The organism is Nocardia sp. NPDC060220, assembly GCF_042727815.1.
In the GTDB taxonomy this organism is placed as follows: domain Bacteria; phylum Actinomycetota; class Actinomycetes; order Mycobacteriales; family Mycobacteriaceae; genus Nocardia.
The window spans coordinates 1-8,039 of sequence record NZ_JBHWZY010000259.1; the positions used below are offsets into that span (position 1 = coordinate 1).

Below are 8,039 nucleotides of genomic sequence, written 5' to 3' on the forward strand. Positions count from 1 at the left end.
GGTTACTCCTGGGCAACCCTCCGACGCGATGGCCGGCCGACGGATGAACGCTCAGCTGAGTCGGTGTTCGGCGAGCAGCGCGGCATCGCCGAGGATGTCGGCGGTGGGGCCGTCGGCGACGACTTCACCGGCGTCGAGGATGACGACCCGCTCGCAGATCCGTTGCGCGTAGGGCAGATCGTGGGTCACCACGAGCATGGTGGTGGGCAGCGACAGCAGGATCTCGGCCAGTTCGCGACGTGCCACCGGATCGAGGTTGGCGGCCGGTTCGTCGAGAACGAGGACCTCCGGTCGGCACGACAGCACCGTGGCCAGCGCGGCGCGGCGGCGTTCCCCGAGCGACAGGTGCGCCGGTGAACGCCCGGCCCTGTCGGTCATTCCTACCGCGGCGAGCGCCTCGCGGACGTGTTCGGCGAGGGCTTCGCCGCGGACACCGAAGTTGGCGGGACCGAACGCGACATCCTGTTCGACGGTCGGCATGAACAGTTGGTCGTCGGGGTCCTGGAACACGACCCCGACCCGCTGCCGGATGGCGCGAACACTGTTGCGGTCCAGCCGCATACCGCCGATGTGCACCTGCCCCGATGTGGCGGTGAGCACCCCGTTCAGGTGCAGCATCAAGGTGGATTTGCCCGCGCCGTTGGGCCCGAGGACGGCCACCCGCTCCCCCGGCGCGATCTGCAGATTCACCCCGTTCAGTGCGCCGGTCCCGTCGGGATAGGCGAAGGTCAGCTCGACCACACGCACCGCCGGCGCCGTCGGTTCGGTCACCGCACCATCCAAGCACCCGCGCAGACAGCGATCGCGGCGGCCGCGGGCAGGCTGCCGAGCAGCCACTGCCTGCCGGTGGCGGGCGGGGTGCCGACATCGGGCACGGTGCCGTCGAATCCGCGCGACAGCATGGCCAGGTGGACCCGTTCGCCGCGTTCATAGGATCGCAGGAACAGGGTGCCCGCGCCGCGTGCGGTCGCACCAGCTTGGCGCAGGGTGTGTGGGTCGTCGCCGCGGGAGATCCGGGCCAGCCGCATCCGCGCCGCCTCGGCGACCAGCACGTCGACATAGCGCAGCATCAGGACCACGATCATGACGATCGTGCCGGGCACGTGCAGCCGCGTCAGCCCTTCGGGCAAGGAGCGCACGCTCGTCGTCGCGGCCAAGGTCAGTGAGATGCCCACGCCGATAGTGCCTTTCGCGATGATGCCCCACGCTGCGTAGAGGCCGGTCACCGACAGCGACAGCCCGAAGATGTCGGTGCGGGGTTCCCCGGCGGCGAAAGGCAGCAGGATCGCCAACACGACGAACGGCAACTCGATGAGCAGACGCGGCCCGATCCAGCGCAACCCGATTCCCCACCACCGCCACAGCGCCACCAAGCCCAGGGCATAACAGGCGAACGGCCACAACAACTCTCGTGGTGTCGCCACAACCGCGAACACCGCAACCACCACGCACACGATCTTGACCTCGGTCGGTGCCCGATGCGCCGGTGAATTCCCCGCCAGATACAGCCGGTGGACCGCGGCGCTCACCTACTCCGGCTCCGCATCCGACCGCGCCGCGACGTCGTCGCGCCGACCCCCGGAACGCGATCCTCTTCGGCCGATCCGGACCACCGCGAACAGCACGGCGAAGGCGACCCCGACGCCGACCACGCCTGCCGGACCGGCCAGATCACTGTTGCCGTCGATCGCGTAGTCCGCCAGCGGAGAACCGGCGAACCGGTGTTCCTCGGCGCTGCGCGCGATGCACTCACCGTGCAGTTCCTCAACCCCGTTCACCTCGACCGTGGTGCACCCGCGTCGGGTGGTGGCGTCGAGCCCGTCGGGCTGTGAACTCGCGGCATAGGACAGCCCGCCGGCGACGAGCACCGCGGCCGCGGCGAACACCCACAGGAAGCCGGTGAAGGACACTCGCAGACGAACGGGAGACGCCGACGTGGACACCGGCCCAGCGGCACGCAGAACATAGACCAGATCCGGTCGTGCGCTCACCACCGCCACCACCGTGATCGCGGTGATGATGCCTTCACCGATCCCGATCAACGCGTGAGTGAAGAACATGTACCCCGCGACCGCCCCGACCGTGGAACCCGCGGCCCCGCCGATTGCGTACTCGACGACGAAACCCATCGCGGCACACAGGGTTCCGACGAACGCGGCGGCGAATGCCACGACACCCACCCCCGTGTCGCTGCGCCGCCGCAGCAACGCGGTCCCGGCCCGAGCGACGAGGTATCCCGCGCCGACACCGATCAGGGCCATGTTCGTGATGTTGGTGCCGAGTGCGGTCAGCCCGCCGTCGGCGAACAGCAGCGCCTGCACGACCAGCACCACCGCCACACACAACGCCCCGAGGTAGGGCCCGACCAGAATCGCGGCCAGCGCCCCACCCAGCAGGTGCCCACTCACACCGGGCAGGATCGGAAAGTTCACCATCTGGACCGCGAAGATGAACGCGGCCACCAGCCCGGCCATCGGCGCCGCGCGCTCGTCGAGTTCGGCGCGCGCCCGCCAGCTCGCGAGCCCGAGCCCCACCGCCGCGATCCCCGCGAAGATCAGCGACGTCGGCGCATCGACGATCCCGTCGCTCATATGCATTGCCACGGTGCTGCCGTTCACCTATCAGAACACTACGCCCTTTATCTGTCCAAGTGAACAGATAAAGGAATGTCCGACCGCGATATCAGTCCGGCTGCGACAGGGGGTAGATGCGACTAGAATTCGATGATGGAGCGCCGCAGCGAAGCCGCGCGCAGCCGTGGCGGGGGTGACCGCCGTTCGCCCTTCGACCGGTTCGTCGAACAGGCCGAACTGCGCGTGAGTCAGGCTCCGTTCTTCTTCATCTGCGCTGGAATCGTCACGGCGTGGCTGATCAGCTTGCCGTGGTGGACGGACCTCAAAACGTGGCAGGTTGCCATTCACACCGTTGCGAGCGTTTTCACGCTGCTGTTGGTGGTGCTGCTCGAAAACGCCGGCCGCCGCGCGAGCGAGGCCGCGCAAGAGAAACTCAATGTCATCGCCGAGGCATTGGCCGCACTCCTGGAATCCTCCGCGTCCACTGATCCCGAACTCCGGGCGGCCGCGGATCGGCTACGAGAAGCTGTCGGGCTCGAAGAGCGCCACTGACTGGAGGAACCCTCGACACCCCCTCGAAAGGAAGCGCGCCATGACCTCAGCCACCGAATTCGTCGGCGTCCGCTATCTCGTCGATGACGTAGAAGCCGCCATCGCGTTCTATACCGGTCATCTCGGTTTCACCGTGCACATCAACGCCGCACCCGCCTTCGCCGACGTCATCCGAGGATCATTGCGCCTCTTGCTGTCCGGACCGGCAAGTTCCGGTGCGCGTGTCACCCCCGCCGACATCACCACTCCCGGCGCCAATCGCATCCACCTCGTCGTCGAAGACCTCGACGCCGAGATCACCCGCCTCAGGAACGACGGCGTCGAATTCCGCACCGAGACCGTCACCGGTCCCGGCGGAAGCCAGATCCTGCTCGCCGACCCCGCCGGCAACCTGATCGAGTTGTTCCAACCCGCCGAGCGCAGGCCCACGGCGCCAGAACAGCATTGATGATCTGCGCCTCGCGGTCGTGGTCCTCGAGGCGCTCGTCTCCCTCGCCCGCCGCACGCTGATGCCCAGCGACCTCGATAGCAGTCGAATACTCGAACTGCGCGAGCTCAGCCGATGCGGTCGACACTGCGAAATCGGTTCAGTGCCAGCGCGCCGAGGACCAGCGCGACCAATCCGAACACCATGGCGGCCCAGGCCCCGACTATCCCGTTGCCGGTACCTGGGCCGCCCTCGGCGGTGGCCGCGAACCAGCTCCCCAGAGCCAGGCTGATCAGCCCTGAGACCAGCGTCAGCACTGCCTGGTTCCGGATGTTGCCGGGACCGTTTCGGCCGACCCGAGCCAACACACGGACGCCGAATACCACGGCGATCAGTCCTAGCAGCGCAGTCGAGGTGGGTCCGAGTCGACCGGAGGTCAGTCCGGTGGCGGCGGCACTGTGGTGGATCGAAGCTGTGGCTGGTGCAGCAACCGCGATACTCGCGAACAGCGCTGTTGCAACGACGGCAGGGAGATGGCGGGCGGACATCGGGTGCTCCTTCAAACGTTCGGTGGCTCGATTCCGCTTCATCATGTCCGCCTGGCGATCGCTGATCATCGTGCAGGGGTAGACAATTCGCGCTGCCATCGGTGCGGCAGCCGACTGCCGCAGCTGCCGTAGCCGCTGCGGAATTACTGCGTTCGTAGTAGACGATTGATCGTCTGTCCGCCGGATTTGCTGCTATGCGATTGCGACTAGGGTGCACCCATGAGCAGGGCGCGGATCGACATCGCGGACGGGGCGGTCGCCGTCGCGGTCACGGCCGTGCTGCTGGTCACCGGGCTGAGTGCGCACCGTGACCCTGCCGATCTCGACGTGCTGGGCTATGCGCTGTTGACGATCGCCGGGCTCTCGCTCGCGATGGCCCGCCAGGCTCCTGTCGCCGTTCTGGCGATGTCGGGTTCGGCTGTGTTGGGTTATCAGGCCACCGGTTTCGATGTCCCCGCGATCGGGTTCCTGGTCGCGGTCTACGCCACAGTCCGGGCCGGGCAGCGACTGGTCGCGGTGGCGGGTTCGATACTGCTCGTGCTCACGCTGCCCCTCGCAATGCTGCTCGCCCACCCCGACTGGGCTGTGGGCGAGGCATTCACCCACGCACGCGATGCGCTGCAACTGGCCTGGCTGGTCGCTGCCGGCGCGGCCGGCGAGGCGTTGCGCCAAGCCGAGCGGCGCGCCGAAGAAGCCGAACGCACCCGCGAGGAGACCGCACGACACCGCGCGGACGAGGAGCGGTTGCATATCGCACGGGAACTGCACGACTCGCTCACTCACCAGATCTCGGTCATCAAGATCCAGTCCGAGGCCGCGGTACACGTCGCCCACAAGAAAGGCGAACACGTGCCCGAGACACTGCTGGCGATCCGGGAAGCCGGCCGGGAAGCGGCCCGGGAACTTCGCGCGACATTGGAAGCCCTGCGCGAGGACGTCAACGCATCTCGGCACGGACTCGGCCACGTTCCAGAACTGGTGGAACGTGCTCGCGCAACGGGTTTGGACGCCACGTTGACCATCACAGGAGAAAACCCGACGTTACCGGCCGCGCTGGACCGCACCGTCTATCGAATCGTGCAGGAATCGCTGACCAACATCTCCCGGCACGCACACGCCGTGACGGCCTCGGTCCGCATCGACTACCGCCCCGACGCGGTGATCGTGCGCGTCGATGACGACGGTGGATTGCGGCCGGGCAGCGGGGCGGTACACGGTGTCGGCCTGCTCGGAATGCAGGAACGCGTCACAGCTCTCGGCGGGCGCCTGCACGCCGGGCCCCAGCCAGAACGCGGCTTCTCCGTCCACGCCGAACTGCCCGTTGATCCCTCATGATCCGTGTCCTGCTCGTCGACGACCAGCCATTGATTCGCAGCGGATTCCGGGCTCTGCTCGACCTCGAAGACGACATCACAGTGGTGGCCGAGGCCGCCGACGGAAGCGAGGCCCTGGCTCTGGCTCGCCAGTACCTACCCGACATCGCGCTCATCGACATCCAGATGCCCGTCCTCGACGGTATCGAGGCGGCACGGCAGATCGCGGCAGACCCCGCATTGGCCGAGGTGCACGTTGTCATCCTCACCAACTACGGCCTGGACGAGTACGTCTTCAACGCTCTGCGGGCAGGCGCCGCCGGATTCCTCGTCAAAGACATTCTGCCGGAGGACTTTCTGCATGCCGTTCGCGTCGCTGCCCGCGGTGATGCTCTGCTCGCACCCTCGATCACCCGTCGGCTGATCAACCGGTACGTCTCTCAGCCGCTGAGCACCGGCAATGCGACGAAGCTGAACAAACTGACCGGCCGTGAACGCGAGGCCGTCACTCTCGTTGCCCAAGGCATGTCCAACGAGGAGATCGCCGACCGTATGGTCATCAGCCCGCTCACCGCGAAAACCCATATCAACCGAGCTATGACCAAACTCCACGCCCGCGACCGCGCCCAACTCGTCGTCTTGGCCTACGAATCAGGGCTGGTCGCTCCGCGCAATCTCTGAGGTAGGGCGCCAACCGCGATGCGCGATAGTTCGGCATTACAGGAAGCTGGCGGACCCAACTGAAGAGGGATAGCGCAGGTTTCGAATGTTCCTGCCACCAGCGGTGCCGTACGGCGGGCACAACCACCGAGTGCCACATTGCGTTCTGTCGAAGTTTGTCTGCATATATCAAGTTGCTCGAGATGTGGGTGCCGATGTCGGCCAGGGCATGACGGTCAATTCGGGCCACTGTTGGAGCCAGCGACCGGCCTTGGCCTCGTAGACGGTGCGCGGCGCGAGGACCGGATCGGGGCGGACGATGAGGTGCAGCTCGATCCTCCGACACGCAAACGCCCGCCGCGGCCAGGTTCACCGTCGAGCGCTCCACTTTGCACGGCCACGATCCACTACACCCGGTGCCCTGGACCGAGAAGTCCATGTCGGCTTCAATCGCAGCCTCGCCCTGAGCGTGCACGCCGACTGCATTCACCGCTGCGAAGGGCCGGGGCCTGCGTGCCGGTCGAGAGTCTCGAGTGCGGCTGCCAAGCGGGCCGCGGCGTCCGCGGCGACCGGGCGCAGTCGCGCGTCGCTGGTGACCTCGACCATGAGCTCGGGGTTCATGGCTTCGACGTGGATCAGCTCGGTGTCGTGCGGGTCGCGGCGCACGACGACATTGCAAGGCAGCAGCAGCCCGATCTGGCGGTTGATGCCGACCGCCTGGTGCGCCAGAGGCGGGTTGCAGGCGCCGAGGATGCGGTAGTCCTCCATATCGTGGCCGAGTTTGGCCTTGATCGTGGCCGCCATGTCAATGTCGGTGAGGATGCCGAATCCTTGCTCGGCCAGAGCTTCCCGGACCGCGTCCACGGCGCGGTCGAAGCCGGTGTGCAATGTGGTCGACAGGGCGATGTCCATCACGTAATCACCTTCCTTGCGTAAGATTTCAGGAGAGTTCGGGTGAGCAGACGCCCGAGGTGATCCCCGCGCGGCGCATAAGCAGCGTGGCCGGGCACCAACCCACCGCGCTGTAGAGCAGCAGGTTGGCTCCCACCAGTGCCGGCACGATCAGCCACCACGCCGATATCGTCGCGGCCGCCGCGGTGCCGACCAGGACCAGGGTCCCGGCCAGCAACGGCACCAGCCGGGCAATGGTCCAGCTTCTGCCGGTCAGCGGTGAGGTCGACATGGATCTCCCTTTCTCGGATCCGCCCTCGCCCAGGATGGTTCCCGGGTCAGGCCAGGGCGAGGAACAGTTTTTCGAGTTCGGCGACGGTCAACGGGTCACCGGACTCTTTCGATTCATCGAGGCATTCACGTAGCCCGGTAGCCAGGATCTTGAACCCCGCCCGATCCAGGGCGCGTGAGACCGCGGCAAGCTGGGTGACCACGTCTTTGCAGTCACGGCCCTGCTCGATCATGGTGATCACCCCGGCGAGCTGTCCGTGTGCCCGGCGCAGCCGGTTGAGAACCTGGGCAATGCTGTCTTCGTCGCCGACCACGGCATTCTCCTTCATATCCGTCCGACCACCCACAATACCCCCGGGGGTATTACTGCAGGTGTGTCAGTGATGAGCGAAACTGATTCGCGGAAGCACCCGACGCATCCAGGCCGGTGACCACCAGGCCGCGCGCCCGGTGAGCCGCAGGATGACCGGCAGCAGGACCAGCCGGACGATAAGGGCATCCAGCAGGACCGCGACACCGAGGATGATGCCCATTTCCTTCGGCGGCAGCGGCTCGGCGAGGGCGAAGGTGAAGAACACCGCGACCATGACCGCCGCCGCAGCGAAGATGACCCGCCCGGAATGGGCCAGCCCTTCCACCGCCGCGGTCCGGGCATCCCCGGTGCGTTCGAACTGTTCTTTGGCGCTTGCCAGCAGGAACACGGTGTAGTCCATCGCGATCGCGAAGATCATGGCGAAGAAGAACACCGGACCCCACCCGTCGAGGAATCCTTGCGGGGTGAATC

The 8,039-nt window shown here is 66.7% G+C and carries 12 protein-coding genes and 1 pseudogene; 4 read left to right on the plus strand and 9 right to left on the minus strand.

The window, feature by feature from the left end:
• Positions 1 to 51 precede the first annotated feature (51 nt).
• From ACFWF3_RS15565 to ACFWF3_RS15580, 4 genes and pseudogenes are all read right to left on the minus strand, one after another.
• Positions 52 to 771 (minus strand): energy-coupling factor ABC transporter ATP-binding protein, encoded by a 720-nt coding sequence (locus ACFWF3_RS15565; protein WP_378987328.1) that lies wholly within the window; start codon positions 769 to 771, stop codon positions 52 to 54.
• Positions 768 to 1,529, minus strand: coding sequence for a cobalt ECF transporter T component CbiQ (gene cbiQ, locus ACFWF3_RS15570; RefSeq protein ID WP_379314202.1), 762 nt, complete (start codon positions 1,527 to 1,529; stop codon positions 768 to 770). The genes ACFWF3_RS15565 and cbiQ overlap by 4 nt, the downstream gene beginning before the upstream one ends.
• Positions 1,530 to 1,943, minus strand: coding sequence for a PDGLE domain-containing protein (locus ACFWF3_RS15575; RefSeq protein ID WP_379314209.1), 414 nt, complete (start codon positions 1,941 to 1,943; stop codon positions 1,530 to 1,532). It abuts the gene before it with no gap.
• 9 nt (positions 1,944 to 1,952) lie between these two features.
• A pseudogene (locus tag ACFWF3_RS15580) lies at positions 1,953 to 2,597 on the minus strand (energy-coupling factor ABC transporter permease); the annotation flags it as partial.
• A gap of 129 nt (positions 2,598 to 2,726) precedes the next feature.
• Between ACFWF3_RS15580 and ACFWF3_RS15585 the strand changes: the two are divergent.
• Positions 2,727 to 3,125 carry a low affinity iron permease family protein gene (locus tag ACFWF3_RS15585; RefSeq protein WP_378987334.1) on the plus strand — a complete coding sequence of 133 codons (399 nt, stop codon included), beginning with the start codon at positions 2,727 to 2,729 and terminating at the stop codon, positions 3,123 to 3,125.
• Positions 3,126 to 3,165: 40 nt separating this feature from the next.
• Positions 3,166 to 3,573, plus strand: coding sequence for a VOC family protein (locus tag ACFWF3_RS15590; RefSeq protein ID WP_379314203.1), 408 nt, complete (start codon positions 3,166 to 3,168; stop codon positions 3,571 to 3,573).
• A gap of 107 nt (positions 3,574 to 3,680) precedes the next feature.
• On the opposite strand, the gene ACFWF3_RS15595 is transcribed toward ACFWF3_RS15590, so the two are convergent.
• Entirely contained in the window at positions 3,681 to 4,100 is a 420-nt protein-coding gene (locus tag ACFWF3_RS15595) for a DUF6223 family protein (protein ID WP_379314204.1), read from the minus strand.
• 219 nt (positions 4,101 to 4,319) lie between these two features.
• On the opposite strand from ACFWF3_RS15595, the gene ACFWF3_RS15600 reads away from it, so the two are divergent.
• Positions 4,320 to 5,435, plus strand: coding sequence for a sensor histidine kinase (locus tag ACFWF3_RS15600; protein WP_379314205.1), 1,116 nt, complete (start codon positions 4,320 to 4,322; stop codon positions 5,433 to 5,435).
• Positions 5,432 to 6,094 (plus strand): response regulator, encoded by a 663-nt coding sequence (locus ACFWF3_RS15605; RefSeq protein ID WP_379314206.1) that lies wholly within the window; start codon positions 5,432 to 5,434, stop codon positions 6,092 to 6,094. Before ACFWF3_RS15600 ends, ACFWF3_RS15605 begins: the two co-directional genes overlap by 4 nt.
• A 465-nt stretch (positions 6,095 to 6,559) precedes the next feature.
• On the opposite strand, the gene ACFWF3_RS15610 is transcribed toward ACFWF3_RS15605, so the two are convergent.
• The 4 genes from ACFWF3_RS15610 to ACFWF3_RS15625 all read right to left on the minus strand — a co-directional run.
• Complete coding sequence (locus ACFWF3_RS15610) at positions 6,560 to 6,985, minus strand: DUF302 domain-containing protein (RefSeq protein WP_379314207.1); 426 nt, start codon at positions 6,983 to 6,985, stop codon at positions 6,560 to 6,562.
• 28 nt (positions 6,986 to 7,013) lie between these two features.
• Positions 7,014 to 7,256 carry a DUF2892 domain-containing protein gene (locus ACFWF3_RS15615; RefSeq protein ID WP_378987349.1) on the minus strand — a complete coding sequence of 81 codons (243 nt, stop codon included), beginning with the start codon at positions 7,254 to 7,256 and terminating at the stop codon, positions 7,014 to 7,016.
• A gap of 46 nt (positions 7,257 to 7,302) precedes the next feature.
• Positions 7,303 to 7,569, minus strand: a complete 267-nt coding sequence (locus tag ACFWF3_RS15620) for a metal-sensitive transcriptional regulator (RefSeq protein WP_378987352.1) — start codon at positions 7,567 to 7,569, stop codon at positions 7,303 to 7,305.
• A 63-nt stretch (positions 7,570 to 7,632) separates the two neighbouring features.
• A partial coding sequence (locus ACFWF3_RS15625; protein WP_379314208.1) for an MMPL family transporter occupies positions 7,633 to 8,039 on the minus strand: 407 nt, incomplete at its 5' end.